The organism is Pedobacter sp. MC2016-24, from assembly GCF_015223055.1.
GTDB lineage: Bacteria > Bacteroidota > Bacteroidia > Sphingobacteriales > Sphingobacteriaceae > Pedobacter.
Genome location: NZ_JADFBX010000011.1, coordinates 93716 through 114178 on the forward strand (window position 1 = coordinate 93716; position 20463 = coordinate 114178).

The following is a 20463-nucleotide window of genomic DNA, read 5'->3' on the forward strand; positions in this document are numbered from 1 at the left end:
GGTAGTGTTTCCTTTTCATTGGCATCGCATGATACTATAGCAATTCAGCTAATTTTTTGTGCAGCTCTTCGCCTCTTAAGTTAGAAGCGATGATCTTACCATCAGGCCCGATTAAATAGTTCTGGGGAATTCCTTTAACACCGTACATTTGAGATGCAGCATTTGCCCATCCCTTTAAATCACTTACCTGTGTCCAGGTTAGGCCATCTGTTTTAATGGCATTTAACCAATTGTCTTTTTTACCTGGCATATCCAGAGAAACACCCAATACGCTAAAGTTTTTGTCTTTAAATTTGTTATACGCGGCAACAACGTTGGGATTTTCAGCGCGGCAGGGACCACACCAGGAAGCCCAGAAATCAACCAGTACATACTTTCCACGGAAGTCTGACAATTTTACGGGTGTATCATTTACATCATTCTGCGTAAAATCCGGAGCCATTGCACCAATAGCTGTTGACTTTGCGATGTTCATCAGTTTAACAAAATCCTCACCTGCTTTACTCTTTTTAAGTCTTTCTGACAATGTATTGAAAGCTGGTTCAACCCTGGCAATATCCATATTGTATGCTGACATGTCTTTTAAAGACATTAAACTAAAATAAGAGTCGGGGTTTGCAGCAATAAACAATTGTTGCAATCTGGCTTTCTCTTCCGCAGCAGGTTTGTGCTTATCGCGAAATCCTTTTACAAAATCTTCGTTTTGCTTTTGCTCCATAGTAGCTGCCCCCCAGGCGGCATTCAAATCGGTAATGATTTTTTCGGGCGCAGCAATGAATTTTTGGTATTTCTGGTATTCCGTATTGATGTTTGATCCGGATACCAAAGCATTTTTAATGGAATCTTTGGCGGCAACGTTAACGTTTCCCTTGTCCAGATAAATGGTTAATACATCCGGATTTTTAGTACCCGGACTGATACCGGTACCCGAATGATCAAAACTTAGTTTTGCAGCCAGTGGACTAGGTACAGCACCCTGAAATGAAAAAGCACCATGGTTTACGAGGGTAGAATCTTTGACAGTAGATCCTGCTGCACGGTAGGTTAAATACACTTTGGCTTTGGGGCCTGCATTTGCAATTTTGCCATTGATTTTAAAGGCTTCGTTCTGTGCATTGGCCAAAGCCGGAACTGCGCACAGCAATGTTAAAAGGAATTTATTCATATGTGTTTGTTATTTTAAAATCAAGGAGTTGTCCGAATTTGCTTTTCGGACAACTCCTGGAGCGTATTATTTATACAAGTCTAATTTTTGTCTGTACAGGTTACCTGAGGCTTGAATATCCCAACCGTAGCTATTGAAGTATTTGATGAGAATTTCATATTTTTTAGCCCTTCTGGGGCTGTTATCCAGGTAGTTCTTTTTGATATTGCGATAAGATTCGGTTGTGAGCAGGACAAGCCATTGCGGAAAATCTGAATCGAAAGAACGGGAACCTTGCCCGGTAATAAATCCACCTGAGTTGGCCAATTCGGTGTATGCAGCATCTCTCTTCTGCAGGTCGTAATCTTTATAATAGTCATCTGTGATTCTATCCACAGCCAATCCGTTATCATAAGCTTTACCTGCCAACTCAAACCCTGCTACAGGCGCAGTCATTTTAGGGGTAATCGTTGTTCCTAAACTGGACCAAATTGCCCTTGTGAGCACAGAATCTCTATAATAATGTGTTGCCGGATCAACAACCGGAAGCGCTCCAATCATTTTATTTGGCCAGGTGATCACAATCCTGCTACGACCAATGGTTTGAAGATCTGTCGCCCACCAGGATCCATTATAGGTTTTAACATAAAAAAACTCCAAAGGAAAAAAGCTTTTACTAAACTGATCAGACACATTGGACAGTAAACTTTGTGTGAAGGTGATTGCCTCGGCACGTTTATCATTATCTATTTTAGTAGCACCGAACCTGTTGTTTACATCTGAATAAAGGATGGCATTCGTGACCTCTTTAACATCCTTAAAATCCATCCTGATCCACAATCCATATTGATTGAAGAGTGATTTTACTGTTGGATCTGCATCTGCAGCCGGCCCAAACATCTGGGGAATATTAAGATTCTCTGAGGCAACAGGCTGCTCCTCTTTTTTACATGCGGCTAAAAATGCAGCTAAACAGAGCGTTAACACATATATGTTTTTAAATTTCATGGTCATCTTGTTTTAGGTATAACTATCTTGGATTTAAGGGCATATCAGGACTGTTACTGATCTCAGAAGGTGGAATTTGCAACAGGTATTTGGGATCGTCCTTTTTGAGCGTATAAATGACCCCATTTTTATAGTTATGCCGAATCTCCGGCTTGCCCAAACGGCGTAGGTCTAACCAGCGCAGGCCAGCATCAAAAGCCATTTCAATCCTTCGTTCTTCCAGAACCCGTTTTAGAACCGCATCATGATCTGCAAAATCAACACTTTTTAAGGGCACGTAACTGGCTTTTTTAATGCGTTTTTGTAAGATAAGGTTTAGATTGGCGATGGCCAGTTCAGGTTTATTTGTACGGGCATAAGCTTCGGCACAAATGACATAAGCTTCACTTGCCTTCATTCCGATATAGTAAGAATCCCGGCTTTGCGTAGCATACATCTTATACATTGTTTTACCTTTTGTGACGCCATCAGAAGTATTTGGCACACCAAATGAATCGAACAAATATTGTCTATAATCCGTCAGTTCGCCATAGCGTTTTGTTAAATTCAATAATTCCTCGGTCGGCTTAAATGGGGCACCCGAATAATAAAAGAGGTTGTTATTTGCCTTGCCACCAGTAAAAAACAACACTTCTTTATTGTAATCTGTATCAATGAAGCCGAAATCATAGGTGAAAGCCCTCGTTGTTCCCAGTTCATCGATTTTGGCTTGAATTCCATTGAGATCTGTTAGCGGACTTGCGTCCATGACCACCTTGGCCGACTCAATAGCGGTATTGTAGTCGCCCATAAATAAAGCAACGCGGGCTTTAAACAATTGCAGGGTCATGGCGTTTAACCTGAACCTGCTGGTTGCTGTTTTCCCCGCCAGCAATTTGGATGCATCGTCAATATCTTTGACAATCTGTTTCCAAACCACCTCGATAGGCTGCCTGACATTATTTGTGGCATTGACATTGACATCAACCGCGGTTAAGGGCATAGGCACACCTGGCTTTTGCAGATTTTCTGCCGTATAGGTATCTGCGTACCAATTTACCAGGTAAAAGTAAGCGTAGGCCCTAAGGGCATGAGCCTCCCCTTTCACCACTTCGTACAACTGCTTTTCTTCAGGCAAAGGTGTCCTGCTTGAAAAATTATCTAAAATGGTATTTGCATAAAATACGGTTTTGTAAAGTTGTCCCCAATAAGGATCTTGTTTTACCCCATCGGCCAGCATACTGGAGGACCATACAAACCATGGTTCAAGCGTTTTACCTGGCTCCGATCCGGAATTAAGATTGACATAGGCATTGTCGGTCATTAAATCGGTATTTAGAAAATAATCGGTGCGCGGGTAGGCGCCGATCAGCAGTGATTCATAGTCTTTCACACTAACCGGCATCATGCTGTTCACCGGTTTAATATCAAGTAGCTTTTTACAGCTGCTAAAAGTGATCAGCAGCAATGCCAACAGGTTTACATACAATATTTTCTTCATGGCTATCATGGTTAAAACTGAACGGATAAGGTTAATGAATAGGACCGTGGAATCGGCAGATAGGTATTTCCGAATGACACATTTGCATTATTGGTTGCGCTGTATTTCATGGTCGAACCTGTAGCTTCCGGATCCTGGCCTTTAAGTTTGCTATTTTTCCAGGTGTACAGGTTATTACCCTGCACCATGAAACGAATGTTCTGAATTCCATTTGCCCGTAATCTGGGTGTGAAGAAATCATAACTTAATGAAAGATTTTGCAATCTGACAAAGTCGCCCTTCACGGTACGCAAGTCACTGTTATCATACATGGTCCCATTGTACGGACTTGCACCAAACACAACGGGGTCATACATGTCTTTTTCCAAAACAGGAATATTTGTAGTCAATTCATCCCCTGGCTTTCTCCAGCGATATACCCACTCTTTTGACATATTTTGAGTAGCATCAGGATAACCAAGGCCATAACCGGCTGACAGGTTACGCAGGCGGATTACATTACCGAAACTTCCGATAAACAAAGTTGACAAGGTGAATTTCTTATAGGAGAAGGTATTGGTGAAACCTCCTTGTAACAGCGGCATGGTGGTTCCGGAATAAGCTAGTCCAGCAACGCTACTCATTCCAGAAATTAAGGTTTTACCTTCGTTCTGGGTGTAAAAAGTAGCGCGTCCATCCGCATTGAGTCCGGCATAACGGTAAGACCACAATCCATTTATCGGCTTACCAACCACTGCTGCCGCAGAGTAATTGGAACGCTGCGCATTGGTTAAATCGGCAACACCTGGTCGGGAGTAAACCTCAAGGACCTCATTTTTATTATAGCCGAAGTTGACATTGGTAGACCACCTGAAAGATCTGGAATCTATATTTATAGCACTCAGGGAGAATTCTACACCCCGGTTTCTCATCGAGGCCCAGTTTACCTGAATATTACTAAATCCTGTAACCTGTGAAACCTCTTTGCTGCCCAGCAAATCGACAGCCTTCTTATTATAATATTCAATACTACCTGTTAATCTACGTTTCCAGAAACCGAACTCTAAAGCAGCATTCGTGGTATAATTCATTTCCCATTTGAGGTTTGGATTTTTCGGCGCAGATATATTCAAATAGCCTTCTTTATTGATCACATCAATTTTACCAATTGTTGCGACCAGATCTGAGTAAGCCTGGGCTGCCACGTTCCCCTGACTGCCATAAGATCCCTTCAGGGTTAAATAACTCAACCAGTCTTTGTCCCTAAGAAAAGCCTCTTCCTTAATCTGGTAGTTTAAACCTACGGCCCATAGTGGTTGAAACAGCTGGTTGGTTTTCAAACCAAAACGGTTAGAGCCATCTGTACGTGCGTTAAAGCTAACCGAATACCTATTGTCGTACGTATAGCTGGCTACGCCAAAATAGGATACGGAGGCTGTTTCATTTAGATTTTCATTCCAAAGTGGTACGCCTAAATACTCCATTAACTTAAATTGCGGAATTTGCTGATGTCCCCTGTCATGGGCATAGCCATAAATTTGTGTGGTCTGGTCTTCAAATTTTGAAGTTCGAATTTCCTGGCCTGCCATTACATTCAGGTAATGGACATTATTGAACACCGGATTATAGGCCAGTTGATTTCTAAAAGTGATGCTTCCATTATAGCTGTTCTTATCTTTACGATAACCGCCATCCAACCAAAGATAGACTGCTGAAGAATTTACAACCTGATAAACGTCTTTTTTTCTGGCCCGAACAAAATAGCTGTCTTCTTTAGCAATGTCTACATCCGTGGTATTTTGTTTAGCATAGGAAAACAAACTTGAATAGGTCAGGTCCTTTAACAATTTCCATTCAAAATCGACATTACCGCGCATGCCAAAATTCCTGGAAGTCCGCCAGTTTTGATCCCTGTTTTCCAGAAAATTATACTTCAGACTATTGTAATAAAGATGACTATAGCCGCCAGTTTCGTCAAACGCAGGTTGGGCCCGGGTAGTATAAATTGCCCATTCATACGGATTTTCCCGTGAATCGGTCGCAAAAAAACTACTGTTGTCCCTTGCATTTACATCGAGCGAAAGCCCCAGCCTGATGTTGTTACCGAAACGTGTATTTACTTTTATTGATCCGGTATATGTTTTTTGCCCGACACCCTTTGCTGTGGCTTTATCATCCATAAAGCTACCAGAGGTATAAAATGTAGTTCTTTCATTTCCTCCGGATATATTGATGCTGTGCCTTTGTGTGAAGGCATTTCGGAAAAGATGTTGAAACCAATCTGTATTTACGACTTCCAGTCCTTTAACTTTATTTTCAAAATCTGCCCAACTGATTTTCCGATCATTCACATCGACAAAATATTTTTCAAAATCAGTGGCTGTACCATACTCGCCGGTTCTAGGAGAACTTGCATTTAACAGTCCTTTCCCTATCATTTCCATATTCACATCGATGCGTTCTTTAGCATTCATCATGTAAGCATCTTCAATTCTTGGCCGGGCAGAAAGCGAGAAACCACTATTGTAATTGATTCGTGTTTTTCCTGAAGTACCCTTTTTAGAGGTAATGACAATTACCCCATTCGCTGCCTTGGTACCATAAATGGCTGTTGCAGCCGCATCTTTCAACACATTGATGGATTCGATATCGTCTACATTGATCCCACCGATACCGGAAGCAATCAGGTTGCGGTTGGTTAAAATGTCATCAACTGAAGCGTTTACGGCATCATCCAAAATAATCCCATCTACCACCCAAAGCGGTTGTACGTTACCTGAAATGGTAGATGTTCCGCGAATCCGGATCTGAGGGATTGCTCCCGGAGCACCGGATGTACTCATTACGGTTAATCCTGGTACCTGCCCCTGCAATAGCTTGTCTATATTGGGCTGATAAACAGATTGTAAATCTTTCAATTGAATTGTAGTAATGGAAGCCGTCAAGGTCTTTTTATTCAAGGATTGATAACCGGTAACCACCACATCATTCAGGGCATTTTCTGCTGGCTCCATTTTAACATTCAATACCCGGCTTTGATTCAGCGTCTGCTCTTTGGCTTTATAACCAATGTAAGAAAACACCAACACCGCATCCTGATCGGGCACAGTAATGCCAAACTTACCGTTGGCATCTGTGACTACCGTTATCTTGCTTCCTTTAAGCTTAACACTAACCCCAGGAAAACCAATGCCTTTTTCGTCTACTACCGTACCTCTGATTTCAATTGGTGGTATTGGCTGATCGATATCAGTCCTTTTTTGAACAACTACGGTATTTTGTTTGATGACATACGTAAGCGGCTGGTTTTCAAACAGGGCATCCAGGGCTTCTTTTAAGCTTGCATTTTTAAGCTTAACGCTGACCGGTGTGGTGCCTTCAAGCATTTGGGCGGTATACACAAAGTTATAGCCGCTCTGCCCCTGCAGTTCTTTAAAGATCCGGTTTAATGTGGTGTTATTTTGTGAGAGCGTAATTTTCTGAGCTAGCGTATTTGCACTGACCTGAAACAAAAAGGCAGTCATAATAATGGCGATTAACTTCATTACCCGCAATATTTGGTTAGGCGCGTAAGCGGATAGCTTACACCTAAGTAGGTTGTAAAAATTCATTACATTTGTTTTGGTTTGGTTTGTTGATAGACTGTTTCTGCAAATTATTAAGTAACCCAAACCTCTGTCAGATCCGATGGCAGTCGGGTCTGGCTTTTTATTTTGGATTACAGTTGAATACGTAAAGATTTATGGCATAACCGTGATCCTCCTTCCTTCAATTTTAAAGTGAACTGTTTTTGTGGCTTCTAATATATCCAGTACGTCGGAGACCTTACTGAAACGTGAGACGGTACCGAGGTAATTGCTTTCTGAAATTTTACCCTGGTAAACGACTTCAACATTGTACCATCTGGAGATTTTACGCATGATGGTTTCAATATCTGCATTGGCAAACATGAAAGTTCCGCGTTTCCAGGCTATCGCTTCTTCGGTATCTACATTGATCGTATTCCACTGATTGTTATTCAGTATTGCCTGCTGACCCGGAACCAGGATAATTGCATCCCGTTTATTACTTTTTTGCGGATCTTTGACCCGGATAGATCCTTCTAACAAAGTGGTTTTCGTTTCGGCGTCGTCTGCATAGGCAGAGATGTTAAAATGTGTCCCCAGCACTTCAGTTTCCTGCTCCCGACCAGAACCAAAACCGGGTGTAAGCACCTTAAATGGTTGTTTTTTATTCTTAAATACCTCAAAGTACGCTTCGCCGCTAAGCTCAACACGACGCGCATTAAGATTGGCAAAAGTTTGGGGGAACTTAAGCGATGATGCGGCATTGAGCCATACTTTGGTCCCATCGGGCAAATTGATTTGATATTCCCCGCCCTTAGGGGTGCTAATGGTATTGTAAGCCAGTTCAGGATGATCCGTTCCTGTTTTAAGTGCAGAAGAATCGATGGTATAAATCAGCTGTCCGTTTGCAGCCTTTACGATACTAATTCCTTTTGATTTGATGAGTTCTCCTTGCCGGGCATCGGTCAGGGAAATTTTAGATCCGTCAGCCAGCGTTAAGACCGCATCATTTTTACCGGGTTTGATGTCATTTGCATATGGGATAGGCTGTGTATTTTCGGGATGTACAAGCTGCAGGTAATGGTAGCCCAGACCGACAGTTAAAAATACAGCGGCCGCAGCAACCCAGCGTAAGTAAGGGGAGAACAATTTTTTCTTAGGCACAACCCGATCTACGGAAATAATCTTTTCCAGTACATTGGCCCATTCGCCCGCTTTCAGATGATCTGTTGGGATTTGCTGATCCAGGCCTTCAGCAATGGCCAGGCCAACCTGAGCCTCTGCCTGATCGATGAGCTCCAGCAGTTCTTCGGTTTCAATTTTGCTCATATCCCCTTCTTCAAACCTGAGCAGCAAATGGTTTATTTTATCTTTCATGAGATTCTTGATACTAAGAAACCTGGAATTTGATTTAGGACTATCGCCTGATCATTTTTTTTCTTTTATTTCAATAAGGCGATATAGGCAAGCACAGACAATGCAATACCGTGATTATTCAGGTGCGTACGAATGGTTTTCAACGAAATCACCAGTGCATTTTTCACTGTATTGGGCGATAGGTCAAGTGATGCTGCAATCTCTGGGATGGACAAACCTTCCAAACGACTCAACTGGTATATTTTTTTGCGTTGTGCAGGAAGCTTATCCACCACCTGGGCAATCAGATGGTTGATGTCATTGAGGTTGATGGTATCTGTTGTTACATTGCTTTGCAGGGGATGTTCGGCAGTCAGTTGATCAATGGCCTTTACCTGCTTCAATTGCTTTCTCAGGTAATTCAAACATTCATTGGATGCATACTTGTACAACCAGGCTTTTACATTGTCAACAGTTTCGATTTTTTCCCTGTTGAGCCATACCCTCAGAAAAGTATCCTGGATGATTTCTTCGGCCGCTGCCTCTGATTTGGTAAACTTAAGCGCGTAAGGATGCAGAACAGGCAGGTAACGATAAAAAAGTACCGCAAAGGCTTTTTCATCGCCTTCAGCAATTTGCGTCAATAGCAATTGCTCTTCTCTGGTCCCTGTTGGTGTCATGATACGCTCAAATCTACACCAATTATATATAAATAATTTTAATTCACTGGCATGCCATCAAATTTTCCGTTAACTAACAAGTATTCCGGGCTTGTTTTTAATGCAAAAAACGTTGTTGAAGCTTTGCTTCAACAACGTTTTTTGATCTTCGTCAATAAAATCAGTGGCATCTTTTACATGAAACTTCCATCTCCCCTACGCATAATGCCTCTGCCGCCACGACCTTGCGCGCCAGACCATTTTTGTAGTCTCATGCTAAGTTTAAGCATAAAATACCGGCTTGTCGTATTTACAAAGGTATTGGTATAACTGCCATCATCCGCTTGGTTTGACCTCAGGAAATTATTCTGGTTTAAGATATCGAATGCCTGGAAGGTGATCTGACCTCTTCGGTTAAACAACTGACGCTCCAAACTGGCGTTAATCACCAATGGGCTATTGTTTGTATTTCCGACTATACCTTTGATGAACTGTTTGCTACCATTGTACCCCAACATCCATACATCCCATAAATAAACCCGGCCATCTAAATTGAGAGAGAGGGTATTGATATTGTTGTTAACAGCATTAAATGTTGAACGGGATTTTTCAGTTTTATATCCGATATCTGTATTGATCTCCAACCATTCTACAGGATTGATTTTAGGACCAAATCGCTGATCTAAAACGGTAAGATCTGTAGCAATCAATGAACCACCTCTCATACTCAGATTATGGCTAAAACTGGCGGTACCGTTAAGTTGCAAGTTATATTTCCTGTTGCTGAGCTGCTTACTGATGTTGTAATTACCGGTCAACCGATATACGCCACTAACATTCAAAAAATATGTTTCATTAATTTTACTACCAGCTGGGACACCTGGAGTGTAATTAGGTACATTTACTGTATTTCTGATTACTGCATTTTCTGTATAAGATCCATTGGCATTTAAAGAGAGATTAAGCTTCGAGTTGGCAATATAGTTATTGTAATCACCCCTTAAAGTATGCACAAAAGTAGCCAGCAAATTGGGGTTACCAATCACAGGATTATTTGGATTGGTCACATCCTTTACCGGCTGAATCTGATCAAAAGTTGGTTCTACTGCACTTCCGGAATAATTTAAAGACATTTTTTGTTGCCTTGTCCATCTATATTCGAATCTTGCAATAGGGATCAGATTAAAGCTACTCCGATTTGTTGTGGTTCCCAAACTTAATTTAGTTCCACTTAATAAAGCCGGTACCCCTGTTATACCAATAGAAAAGCGAACTTTAGAAGTACTGGCCATTCCATATCTAAAATTCAAGGCAACCCGCCCTTGTGTAAAGGAATAATTATAAATGTTACTCAATGAATCGATGACGCCAGAAAAACCGTTCGCTAAAATGTCCCTCGTGGTCGCGGTATTGTCATAACCATTATAATTCAATTGAGCATTGACCTCAAATTGAGTATTGACGCCAAGAGGCTCCACATAAGTCATACTTCCACGATAGTTGTCACGTAGATTTTTACGTGCCACGATCTGATTAATCAAGTTTTTAGTAGTATCCCCATTGAGATAATATGTGGTCAAATTATATCTATTCTGCTCGTTGTCCTGACTATTTTTATTCAAATCGATTTGTGCCGAAAAATTCCTTCTATATTTTTTAAAAGTATGCTGATAGAAAGCAGAAAGACCAAATTCAGGTGCAGTTCTTGAATTGGAATTTGTAATATTACGATCCTCATCAAAGCCCTTTACATTAGTACTCGCCTGCTGACTTGACATGGAGGTACTATTGTTATCCGTAGACCCGTATTTAAATGTCGGGATCACTTTAAGATAATTGCTTGAATCCAGGTTTACTTCAACCTCCAGTTTAAAATCATGATTCTTTGCTTTTTGTAAAGAATTGCTTGTACTTCGGGAAAACAAGGTACTATCTTTTCCTAAAATACTCAGTGATTCGGTTTTATTGAGATTGTCACCTTTTGAATCCGTAAATTGATAATTCAAATTGTAATCTATCTTTTTTCCGATTTTATCCCGGATGCTAAATCTGGCATCTGCATTTTTTGTGGAGCCACTGAGTGCGTTTAGGTTGACAACATCTTTGTAATTGCCATTTAACCCCATCTGCTGATTGCCGTTAATCCGTGTAGCAAATAACCCGGCTTCCTTTCTTTCGTTGTTGCCCGCGGCTGCATTCAAATTCACCATATTACCGACAGATTTATCCGTTCGGGTTGTGATGTTCAATATCTTTTGGGGATCACCGTCCTTAACTCCGGTACGGGCTGCCTGATCTCCATAATCGTCGACGATCTGAATTTTATCTACAATCTCTGCGGGAAGGTTTTTTATGGCATTTGCGATATCGCCCCCAAGGTATTCTTTACCATTCAGTTTAGCCCTGGCCACGGTTTCTCCCTGGTGAACCAGGCTTCCATCGGCACCGACTTCCATGCCTTCCATTTTCTTCAGGAGCTCATCTACTGTCGCATTCTTTCTAACGACATAGTCGCTGGCCTTATATTCAACAGTATCTGTCTTATAAGTAATGGAAGGGGTACCATTGATGGTTACCGTATTCAGTGTATTGGTTTCTTCTTTTAAAAGGATTGGGTCCATCACAATCCGGGGAACCATGTCATTTTGCTTGAAGCGCATGGGCGGTGTTTTCATGTAACCGATGCTTTGTACAACAATGGTATAGGTTGCCGACTTCACATCTTTAAAAATAAAAATACCGTCGTTATTTGTAGAAGTTTTTAGCGTGTCTTTGTCGGAAGTTAAGCTAACTGTGGCACCAATCACACCCAGGTCGGTACTGTCTTTTACGATACCACTAATTTGTCTGGTAGGAAGTGGTGGTGCAGTAGTTTTTTTAGGTTCCTGAGCGGAAGCATCAGAAAAAAGAAATGCAAGAAGCAAAATTAGTGCAGCCGACTTAAGTCCCTGGACATATTTAGACCTAAAAGCCGGACTAAAGTTCAAGGCCGTGACTTGATAAAAATAATTCATTTGTGTGTTTGGTTTCGTTTTTGTGTTTTGTATGTTATGATTGGCTGTGTGTGTTAAGCTTGCCGCATTACCATAGAAAGAGCGTTAACCTCTAACCTATTTATCTTTAGCTAATGTATATTTTCCCCAAAAATCAGTCGGGCTCATCATGGCTTGAAAATCCATTCCGCCGCCGCCACCGAATCCTCCACGGCCGCCGCCTCCGCCACCACCGCCAAATCCACCACGACCACCGCCGCCACCAAATCCACCACGACCGCCGCCGCCGCCACCGCCACCATCAAATCCCTCTATTTGTAAGCCGTTCACTTTAATGTTATAAGCAAATTCTTTCGGACTATTTACAGAAAGGCCCAATGCTTCTAATGGAATGCCAACTTCGTAAAAGAAAGCATTGTCTTTATCAATGCTCGCAAAAGCTTTGATGCCGTATTCGTTGTAGATTGACACCAGGGTATCGGTTGTATTTTTGAAGCCTTTCAGCTTAATTTCTTTCGCGGTAGCCAATTGAGTTTTTTGCATGGCTGTCATGAAGGAGTCCCGTTGTTTGGTATTTGGCTGGCCGCCGCCACCGCCCATTGCCGCCATTCCCATACGTCTCATTCCACCACCACCCTGGCCACGGAAATTGGGACGGGCAGTAATGGGATAGGTTAAAGTGATGCTTTCCTTTTCTTTCTTTTTGCCATCAGCATTTACTGAAAACGTAATTCCGCCAGCCATAATCTTGGAGTTGTTCATGACATCAGTAGATTTAATGACCAGGTATAAATTCTTATCGTCATTACTGATGATATAAGACAGATTTGTACGTTTACTTGTAGAGAAGTTGGCATCAGTCCATTCAAAGTTCTTTCCATCAATTTTAATGGAGTGTGGTGCCAGGATACTGACTTCCTGTAATTCGGTAACTTTCTGCGCCTGGGCTCCAAAAGCTAAGCCGGAAAGCAACAATGTATATTGTGTAATTCTGAAGAGTTGTGTTTTCATACCTGGTTTAAAAAAATTGAGATCTCGGTTATTTTTTTTGATATGACTGAACAAAACTCTTTAGGTTTAATATCCTGTTCAAGTTTTTGCAAGACATATCTGACGCGAATTAAATACAAAATTCACGATTTATCTGTAATACCCTGATTTCGTTACAGAAGACAGCATATCCGCAGTGTCCAATACTGCAAACACCGTTAAAATTGTTACAATTCAATACTGACGGACACCCCTACAAATGATCTGGATAGGCGTCCTTTTTCTTTTGAAAACTGTAAATGAGATAGACCAGCGCTGGAAGAATAAAAAGACTGCCAATGAGCAAAGCATAACCCAGCGACTCGATGGTTTTGACTTGTCCCTGGTGCGTTAAAAGCGATAAATTCGCACCATTTTTAAGCAATACAATGTCAGGAAAATGGGTATATGTAGCTGCGAAAAGTATCATGGTAACCTGGAAACCTGCCAGCAGTCGTAGCAATATCGGTTTGTCCTGGTTCAGGGCATAAAACATGACCAATAAAGATAAACTCGCTGCAATGATGGCCACAAGCCCGGGTGCATCACCAAAAATCCACTGTCCCAATGGGATGTTTTCAAAATATGCAGCTACAAAAACCAATGCCCCACAAAACATAACAATGAAGATGGTTCGTTTTGCTTTTCCGACAAAGTGTGCTTTATCTGCAGGTTCATGCGTTTGTCCGATGATAAAAATGGTTGCCAGGAAGCCACAGATGCTCACTGTAAATATCCCAACGGCTACAGAAAACCAGCTTAACCAGCTAAAAACATAGGCAGACAGGAAATCCTTTGCCTGTGGATCGATCTGGCCGGATACCGCACTGGCAGCAATAATTCCTAAAAAGAAAGGCGTAATTAAACTGGAATACACAAAGATGGGTGTATATATCTTTTGCATGTCGTCTTTTACCGCATCATAATTTCTAAAAACGAAGGCGGTGCCACGTGCAATGATGCCCAGGAGCATACAAACTAAGGGAATATGCAGGTAAACAGATACTGTAGTATAGATTTTAGGAAAACCAACAAACAAAATAACCACCGCAATGATCAGCCACATGTGATTGGCTTCCCATATTGGACCAATGGCATTGTACATGGTTTTGCGTGTTCTGGATTTATTGGCTTTTGAGGTTAACAATTCAATAATTCCTGCACCAAAATCGGCACCTCCCAACAGAATATACAATAAGATGGCGGTCCAAAGGAAAACGATAACGACGTAAATCATGAGGCTATTTTTTTAGAGGTTCGGCAGAAGAGTCATAAAGCTTACCTACCATGGTGATCTGGCGGTACAACAACAAACTCACAATAATCGAAAGTGAAATGTATACGGCAGTAAAGAGGTAGAAGGAATAGGCAATCCCCGGCATTGGTGTTACGGCTTCTGCCGTACGCATCACACCTCGGATAATCCATGGCTGCCGGCCAACTTCTGTCACCGTCCAGCCCGCCTCAAGTGCAATGAACCCCATTGGTGTAGCCACAATAAATAACTTCAGCAACCATTTGCTTTTTAGCCATTGTTTTTTCTTCCAGAGGGCGATGAAATAAAGCAAGGCGAGCAATACCATAGCCATGCCAAGTCCCACCATAATCTGGAAAGCATAATGGGTGACTGCGACTGGTGGTTGATCTTGTTTGGGTACCTGATCCAGACCTTTCACTTCTCCATTGAAATCACCTGTAGCCATAAAACTAAGTAGTCCGGGTATTTTTATGGCATAATTGACAGTTTGATTTGCCGTGTCAGGGATCCCGCCAATAATGAGCGGTGCAAAACGTTCGGTATGAAAATGAGCCTCCATCGCGGCTAGTTTTTCCGGCTGCCTTTTGGCTACATCTTTTGCAGAAATGTCACCACTTAAAGGCTGCAGACAGGCTGCTACCGTACCAAATATCGCGGCGATCTTAAATGCTTTGCTGTGAAAAGCTATATTGCTGCCCCGATAAATCATGAGTGCATGAACACCGGCTACGGCAAAACCTGTAGACACAAATGCGGCCACACACATGTGTAACGACTGGGAAAACCAGGCTTCATTAAACATGGCTTTAATGGGGTCTATATTTAAATATTGTCCATTGACATAATCAAAACCTGCCGGACTGTTCATCCAGGCGTTTGCGGCGACAACCAGAATGCCGGAAAGCAGGCCACTAATCCCCACCACCACACCAGTCGCCCAGTGAAACCAGGGATGAATTCTGTTCCAGCCATACAAATAAAAGCCTAAGGCTATGGCTTCAATGAAAAACGCAGTCCCTTCCAAGGAAAAGGGCATCCCGAAAATCGGTCCCGCATGTTCCATAAATTTGGGCCAGAGGAGCCCGAGTTCAAAAGAAAGTACGGTACCCGAGACTGCCCCGGTTGCAAAAAAAATGGCAACACCCTTGCTCCAGGCTTTGGTTACGTCACGGTATACTACATTTTTTGTTCTGAGCCAGAAAAAATGGGCTACAGTCATAAAAAATGGCATCACCATTCCGATACAGGCAAATACAATGTGAAAGCCTAAAGAAAAGGCCATTTGAAGGCGGGCAGCTAAAAAATCGTCCATAATCTATTTTAATAAACGTTGCGAGCTAAAGAAGTACTGCTGCAAAAGTACGCGTAAATTCAGTTCAGCTTCAATCTTTTAGTGATTATTATCGGGATAAATTACCCATTTCAGTTAAACAGAAAGATTCTGAATATCCTTTTTATTTGGAATCGTCAACCGGATTATTTTCATCCGGACAAATCAAGTAAGGTCAAAATGCTGGCAAACACTACAAGAATAATTATTAATTATAAAAATATTAAATTTAATTAAAAAGCACAAAAAGTGTTTTAATAAAATAGTTTAAATTATATTTACAATAACAGACCTTAAATAAATCAAAAGACATGAAGAAAACACTTACTGCGCTCGTATTTATAATGTTATTGTTGCCGCTAATCTCTTGTAAAAAGAACAAGCGTCCGAAATCAAAAGACGATATCGAAACGCCCGACGAAAGTCCGGGTAAAAAGAACTACCTCCCTGTGAAGTTTGAAAGCAGCTCATTGCATATTTATCTAAAATATAAAGAAGGGACAAAATTACTGACAGAGATCAACGGGTCAGATGGAGAGCGCATTTTGATTACCTATACGTCTGCACAAATACCGTTAAAACTTGAAAAATACAAGCAGACTACATTGGTTAAGCTGATCGATTATCATAAGGATGGACAACAACAGATTACGCAATGTACTTCATTTGACTACGATGCAATCAACCGGACCTACATTCCCCTGGGCGACATCAATATCGGTTACGATGTCAAAGCGCAGATCAACAATTTAAAATTCTTTGACGACTTAAATAAATTCACTAAAGCGCTTACCCTACTTTACAACAGTACAGGAAACCTAAGCGTTGTTGAGGTGACGGCTCAAACAGGTAACAATACACTAAACTATACCTATGATCAGCAGACCGGTATTTATAAGCACGTACCCTACGCAGCGCTTTTCTCCATAGCACTTGAGCACTATTTTTTCAGTTCCAGCAACAACAATTTACTGAATTTTTCAAATCAGAAAAACAGCGTTGAAGACACCACGTACACGTATGAGTACAACCAGGAGGGCTATCCCATCCAGATGATTGTAAGCCAGAATAAAACGACCCAACGCTTCAAGATCAGCTATATTGAAGCGGGTTAAATCAATTATCCAACAGCTTGCGCGCCCTGAAAAGAGGATCTGCAGCTTGTAAGATCTTCGCTTTTAGTTTTGGATTATAAGCGGGGTTTGCTTTTAAAAATGTTTGAACGATTCCCGCAGCCTCCTGACTTTGATACAAACTGAGTATAGATTGAAGCCAGTTTTGCGGGAAAAATATGTCGCCAGTGGTCTGGATTTCTTCCAGCATTTCCAGGCTGCTGCCGAGATATTTCACAGATCCAGATTGCCTGAGGGGATGATGAAGGTAATATAGCGCGGTGCCTACATTCGCTTCTTTTTCACGGTTGGCGCGCAACGATAAACGCTGAAAGAAGGCATCTCTATCCTTTAGATCTGCCGATACCGCAGGCATAATGAATTCAAACCGCTTCTTTCGATCTGCATTCGTAATCCGGTTCAATTGAGCTTTTAGAATTCCGGAATCCTGATCGTCCCTGAGTGCAAGTGCAAAAGCCAAAGCGGTATAATCATCTTCAAAAAGCTTCAGTCCTGGCAGTGCTTTCTGGCTTTTCCAGATGTCATTTAGTTTGGCATAAGCATCTTTACTCAAAAACACATCCTGATAGGCTTTGAATAACATTTTTTTAGGGTTGGGCAGATCCTGAAGCTGGATTGCCTTCCATAAATTATCTTCCAAAACAGGATTAATGGCCAGGCGTTCATCTTTTGATATGAACGCCCAATAAATTGAGCCGATATAATTGGTGATTAATTTCAGGTTCAACTCGTCTTTTTCCTGCGCTGTGCCCTCCATAAAAAGCTTAAGTAAGTCCAGAGGTTTAATTGAGCGCCCGTTGAGCATGTTTTCATACAGGGATATGTATGCAGAAGCTCGGTTCAAAGGTTTGGTTATGCTGTAAATCTTATCAAACATTGCCGAATCTACCGGCCATAAACCATAGCCTTGTCCTGTTGAATTGAACAGGATATAAAGCGGAACTTCCTGGTCAAGCAACTCCTTAACCTCTACTTTGGCTGCATTTAAATTAACGGTCAATTCTTTTACATGATCCGGATAATACAAGGCCAGTTCGACATACTGGGGCCATACCCGTTCTTTTCCATACTCCGCTTGCTGGGTTATGCTAAAGTTTTTGATCTTTCCATCTTTTTTCCCTAAGGTATAGTCGATCACCGGTCGTCCGTTTTCGTTTACCCAAACCTTATTCCACTGCTGCAAATCTGCATCAGCATATTTATCCAGCACAGCAATTAAATCTGGCCAGGAGGCATTGCTATTGGCAAACTTTTTTAAATATTCCCTTACCCCTTGCTGAAACTTTTCCTTTCCCATCAGGCGCTCCAGTTGCCGCATCATAATGGGTGCTTTATGATAAATGATATTGCCATACATGGTTCCGGCATCTTTCAGGTTAGCCAAATCCTGGCGGATGGGATTTGCGCCGGTACTGCGATCAACCGCATAAGCCGCAGGAAAATGGTCAATCAAAAATTTCTGATCAAAGTCGGCCGGGTTCCCTCCACGCTCTGTACTTTTATCTGCCATGAAATTGGCGAAAACTTCTTTCATCCATACATCAGTAAACCATGACATTGTTACCAGGTCGCCAAACCACATATGTGCAGTTTCATGTGCGATTAAATTCGTTCTGGAATTCAATTGATCTTTTGTTGCACCTCCATCCAGAAACAACGAAGAGGCTTTATATTGAATGGCTCCTACATGTTCCATTCCTCCAAATTGGAAATCAGGAATTGCAGCAAAGCCAAACTTTTGAAATGGATAGGGAATTGAGGTCCAATCTTCAAAGTATTTCAGGGAATTGCTGTGAATTTTAAAAACTTCAGCCACACTTTGCCTGATTTTCGCGGTATCCGTTTCCCGGTAAAGAAAATCGGCATTCCATTTCCCTACTTTTGCATTAACGCGGTCAAATCTTCCGGCAACAAAAGAAAACAAATAGGTACTCAGGGTATCAGAGGTTTTAAAACGATAGGTTTTGCGATCTGAGACCATTGAAGAATCTACTAAAGCTGCATTGGCCATAGCAGCCCAGTTGGCAGGAACTTTTAAAGTAAGCGTATATACGGCTTTTAAATCGGGCTGATCAAAGCATGGAAAAACTGTTCTGGCACGATCGGGTACAAATAGTGTATATAAATAATCTGCATTTCGGTTTAAGGCACCTTCGCCGGCTAAGAACTCAATTTCTATCTCATTGGTTCCCTTTTTAAGGTTTTCAGCTGCAATCAGGATGTGTTCTTTATCGTATTTAAGCGCACATACAACACCATTTACGCTGAGCTTTTTTAATTTATCCGACTGATCTCTAAAATCGAGTTGTAATCCATATTTATTTTCCCGCAATTTAAAATGGATACTTTCTTTCGTCGGTATAGGCTGTGCCCGTTCTTTAGGGATATCAAAATCTAAATGATAATGGATATCACTGAGTACATTTTTGCGGTATAACGCGAGTTCCCTGGAAACGCCATCTTCCAGACCAGGATCACTTTGCTGTTTTAAAGTAGAACATGACATCAAAACGCCAAGAAAGAGCAGCGATAGTATACGATAATTTACCATAGGGACTAATTTATACCTATTTTTCTAATTTCCGAGTCAAGATTACAGGAAAGGTATTTTTTAATATATAATACAACCGGAGAAGTGTATTTTAGCCTAACAAAACTTATTTGAAATGAGATCAACATTAAAAACAGTATTGCTGCTTGCGTTAACGGTGGCTTTAAGTACAGAAATTCAGGCACAAGGTCTGAAAATGCCACAGGCAAGTACTGCACAAACCATTACTCAGAACTTTGGCCTGGGTAAAATCACCCTGAGTTACGCTCGTCCAAACGTAAAAGGCCGTAAAATTTTCGGAGCTATGGAACCATATGGCACGGTATGGCGTACAGGAGCCAATTCTGCAACAATCATCAGCTTCACTGAACCTATTAAAATTGATGGCAAAGAAATTCCGGCAGGAGACTATGGTTTGTTTACCATTCCAGGTAAAGATGAGTGGACAGTGATCTTTAACAAAGGTGCCAAACAATGGGGTGCTTATGAGTACAAAGAAGCTGAAGATGTATTGAGAATCAAAGTAAAAGCGGATAAGTTGAAAGATAAAGTAGAAACTTTTACCATACAGTTTACCGATGTTTATCCAACTACTGCTAAATTACAGTTGATGTGGGAAAATACGGCATTAAGTGTACCATTGGGTACAGAGGTTGACACTAAAGTAATGGCTGGCATTGACGAAGCGATGAAAGGTGCTAAAAAACCTTATTTCCAGGCTGCTCAATATTATTTTGAAAATGGCAAAGATTTAAATAAAGCTTTAGAATGGGCAAATGCTGCTGAAGCTGAAAACCCGAAAGCACCATACATCAGGTTATGGAAAGGGCGTATTCAATTGAAAATGGGCGACAAAGCTGGCGCTGCTCAAACAGCTGCTGCAGGCTTGCAACTGGCTACAGAAACTAAAAACCAGGAATATGTACGCTTATGTACCGCTTTATTGAACGAGGCTAAAAAATAATTACGGATTTCAA

The 20463-nt window shown here is 41.4% G+C and carries 13 protein-coding genes; 2 read left to right on the forward strand and 11 right to left on the reverse strand.

What is annotated here, in order from left to right; all coding sequences use genetic code 11:
- Window positions 1–34: 34 nt before the first annotated feature.
- From IM797_RS20980 to IM797_RS21025, 10 genes are all read right to left on the reverse strand, one after another.
- Window positions 35–1165, reverse strand: a complete 1131-nt coding sequence (locus tag IM797_RS20980) for a redoxin domain-containing protein (protein ID WP_194129152.1) — start codon at window positions 1163–1165, stop codon at window positions 35–37.
- Between the two features lie 66 nt (window positions 1166–1231).
- A complete protein-coding gene (locus IM797_RS20985) occupies window positions 1232–2152 on the reverse strand; it encodes a hypothetical protein (protein WP_194129153.1) in 921 nt (306 codons plus the stop codon).
- 22 nt (window positions 2153–2174) lie between these two features.
- Window positions 2175–3632: a RagB/SusD family nutrient uptake outer membrane protein gene (locus tag IM797_RS20990; RefSeq protein WP_194129154.1), complete on the reverse strand. Its 1458-nt coding sequence runs from the start codon at window positions 3630–3632 to the stop codon at window positions 2175–2177.
- Window positions 3633–3643: 11 nt separating this feature from the next.
- Window positions 3644–7156 (reverse strand): SusC/RagA family TonB-linked outer membrane protein, encoded by a 3513-nt coding sequence (locus IM797_RS20995; protein WP_194129155.1) that lies wholly within the window; start codon window positions 7154–7156, stop codon window positions 3644–3646.
- A 195-nt stretch (window positions 7157–7351) separates the two neighbouring features.
- Window positions 7352–8554 carry a FecR family protein gene (locus tag IM797_RS21000; protein ID WP_194129156.1) on the reverse strand — a complete coding sequence of 401 codons (1203 nt, stop codon included), beginning with the start codon at window positions 8552–8554 and terminating at the stop codon, window positions 7352–7354.
- A 65-nt stretch (window positions 8555–8619) separates the two neighbouring features.
- Window positions 8620–9213 (reverse strand): RNA polymerase sigma factor, encoded by a 594-nt coding sequence (locus IM797_RS21005; RefSeq protein WP_194129157.1) that lies wholly within the window; start codon window positions 9211–9213, stop codon window positions 8620–8622.
- A gap of 173 nt (window positions 9214–9386) precedes the next feature.
- On the reverse strand, window positions 9387–12206 hold the full coding sequence (locus IM797_RS21010) for an outer membrane beta-barrel protein (protein WP_194129158.1): 2820 nt from the start codon (window positions 12204–12206) through the stop codon (window positions 9387–9389).
- Window positions 12207–12302: 96 nt separating this feature from the next.
- Window positions 12303–13196, reverse strand: coding sequence for a hypothetical protein (locus IM797_RS21015; RefSeq protein WP_194129159.1), 894 nt, complete (start codon window positions 13194–13196; stop codon window positions 12303–12305).
- A gap of 232 nt (window positions 13197–13428) precedes the next feature.
- Entirely contained in the window at window positions 13429–14451 is a 1023-nt protein-coding gene (locus tag IM797_RS21020; protein WP_194129160.1) for a cytochrome d ubiquinol oxidase subunit II, read from the reverse strand.
- A gap of 4 nt (window positions 14452–14455) precedes the next feature.
- On the reverse strand, window positions 14456–15784 hold the full coding sequence (locus IM797_RS21025) for a cytochrome ubiquinol oxidase subunit I (RefSeq protein WP_194129161.1): 1329 nt from the start codon (window positions 15782–15784) through the stop codon (window positions 14456–14458).
- A 329-nt stretch (window positions 15785–16113) separates the two neighbouring features.
- Between IM797_RS21025 and IM797_RS21030 the strand changes: the two genes are divergently transcribed.
- Window positions 16114–16917 (forward strand): hypothetical protein, encoded by an 804-nt coding sequence (locus IM797_RS21030; RefSeq protein WP_194129162.1) that lies wholly within the window; start codon window positions 16114–16116, stop codon window positions 16915–16917.
- A 1-nt stretch (window position 16918) separates the two neighbouring features.
- Here IM797_RS21030 and IM797_RS21035 read toward each other — a convergent pair whose 3' ends face one another.
- Window positions 16919–19486 (reverse strand): M1 family aminopeptidase, encoded by a 2568-nt coding sequence (locus IM797_RS21035; protein ID WP_194129163.1) that lies wholly within the window; start codon window positions 19484–19486, stop codon window positions 16919–16921.
- Between the two features lie 115 nt (window positions 19487–19601).
- Here IM797_RS21035 and IM797_RS21040 point away from each other — a divergent pair, with 115 nt between their 5' ends.
- The gene (locus tag IM797_RS21040) at window positions 19602–20450 is read left to right on the forward strand and encodes a DUF2911 domain-containing protein (RefSeq protein WP_194129164.1); all 849 of its coding nucleotides are present in this window, start codon (window positions 19602–19604) and stop codon (window positions 20448–20450) included.
- Window positions 20451–20463 lie beyond the last annotated feature (13 nt).

Bases quoted from the DNA above. Each gene is read 5' to 3' on its own strand.
- IM797_RS21025 (WP_194129161.1), bottom strand. From the start codon at position 15,784: ATGGACGATTTTTTAGCTGCCCGCCTTCAAATGGCCTTTTCTTTAGGC.
- IM797_RS21030 (WP_194129162.1), top strand. From the start codon at position 16,114: ATGAAGAAAACACTTACTGCGCTCGTATTTATAATGTTATTGTTGCCG.
- IM797_RS21005 (WP_194129157.1), bottom strand. From the start codon at position 9,213: ATGACACCAACAGGGACCAGAGAAGAGCAATTGCTATTGACGCAAATT.
- IM797_RS20995 (WP_194129155.1), bottom strand. From the start codon at position 7,156: ATGAAGTTAATCGCCATTATTATGACTGCCTTTTTGTTTCAGGTCAGT.
- IM797_RS21015 (WP_194129159.1), bottom strand. From the start codon at position 13,196: ATGAAAACACAACTCTTCAGAATTACACAATATACATTGTTGCTTTCC.
- IM797_RS20990 (WP_194129154.1), bottom strand. From the start codon at position 3,632: ATGAAGAAAATATTGTATGTAAACCTGTTGGCATTGCTGCTGATCACT.
- IM797_RS21020 (WP_194129160.1), bottom strand. From the start codon at position 14,451: ATGATTTACGTCGTTATCGTTTTCCTTTGGACCGCCATCTTATTGTAT.
- IM797_RS20985 (WP_194129153.1), bottom strand. From the start codon at position 2,152: ATGAAATTTAAAAACATATATGTGTTAACGCTCTGTTTAGCTGCATTT.
- IM797_RS20980 (WP_194129152.1), bottom strand. From the start codon at position 1,165: ATGAATAAATTCCTTTTAACATTGCTGTGCGCAGTTCCGGCTTTGGCC.
- IM797_RS21040 (WP_194129164.1), top strand. From the start codon at position 19,602: ATGAGATCAACATTAAAAACAGTATTGCTGCTTGCGTTAACGGTGGCT.
- IM797_RS21000 (WP_194129156.1), bottom strand. From the start codon at position 8,554: ATGAAAGATAAAATAAACCATTTGCTGCTCAGGTTTGAAGAAGGGGAT.
- IM797_RS21010 (WP_194129158.1), bottom strand. From the start codon at position 12,206: ATGAATTATTTTTATCAAGTCACGGCCTTGAACTTTAGTCCGGCTTTT.
- IM797_RS21035 (WP_194129163.1), bottom strand. From the start codon at position 19,486: ATGGTAAATTATCGTATACTATCGCTGCTCTTTCTTGGCGTTTTGATG.